This is a genomic window from Litoribacterium kuwaitense (assembly GCF_011058155.1).
GTDB classification, from domain to species: Bacteria; Bacillota; Bacilli; order Bacillales; family DSM-28697; genus Litoribacterium; species Litoribacterium kuwaitense.
In genome coordinates this window covers 1-599 of sequence record NZ_JAALFC010000106.1, presented here as the reverse complement: position 1 = coordinate 599, position 599 = coordinate 1, and the positions used below count along the sequence as shown (strand labels likewise).

Annotated in this window: 2 protein-coding genes; both read right to left on the bottom strand. The window is 45.4% G+C overall.

Translation table 11 applies throughout. The annotated features are described in order from the left end of the window. Nucleotides 1-133: 133 nt before the first annotated feature. Complete coding sequence (locus tag G4V62_RS20990; RefSeq protein WP_165205241.1) at nt 134-211, bottom strand: hypothetical protein; 78 nt, start codon at nt 209-211, stop codon at nt 134-136. A gap of 18 nt (nt 212-229) precedes the next feature. Then, nucleotides 230-599 (bottom strand): YolD-like family protein (locus G4V62_RS19190; protein ID WP_212508858.1); only part of this gene is annotated, 370 nt, incomplete at its 5' end.

Sequence of the window (599 nt, the reverse complement as noted above, 5' to 3'; positions counted from 1 at the left end):
TTTTTGAATCACGCCTAACCGACATTCATCTCCCACTTACTCGTTGGACAACGTCCTAACAGTCCTTGATGTGGGAGTCTTCTGTCAGAAAACGATAAAAACAGCCCACAAAACCAGGGGCTTCAACTTATCCTCATAGTACGCGGCTGCCCTTCTTGCCAATCTCCCTCACGGTGGGCGGAAACCCTCTTTCTTCTAAATAAGCGCGAATTCTCTTCCTGCCTTCTCGTCACCATTCCATGCCCACCACCGATAAATGAGTTATATATTCCACAACAATGTAATGATTTCTAATTTCAACTGTCAGAAATATGTTGTCTAAGTTAAGCGGCACGCCAAATACTTTGTAGTACTGGCCGTCCTTCCGTTTCCAATACCGAATGGACACCCTCGCCCCTTCCTCTACAGCTTTCTTTAATAGTTGATAGTGCTTTTCAGCAAGCTCTTCTGCAATAGCTGGTGGCTCTTGCCTAGACGAGTCTTCGTAATGGCGTTGCAATGCCCGTTTATGCTCAGGCAATATGAACGAGCGTTCCCACAAGATATGATTAAAATCTTTATAATCACGAGGGTCTCTTTTCATGAAGCCGGTGCCACCT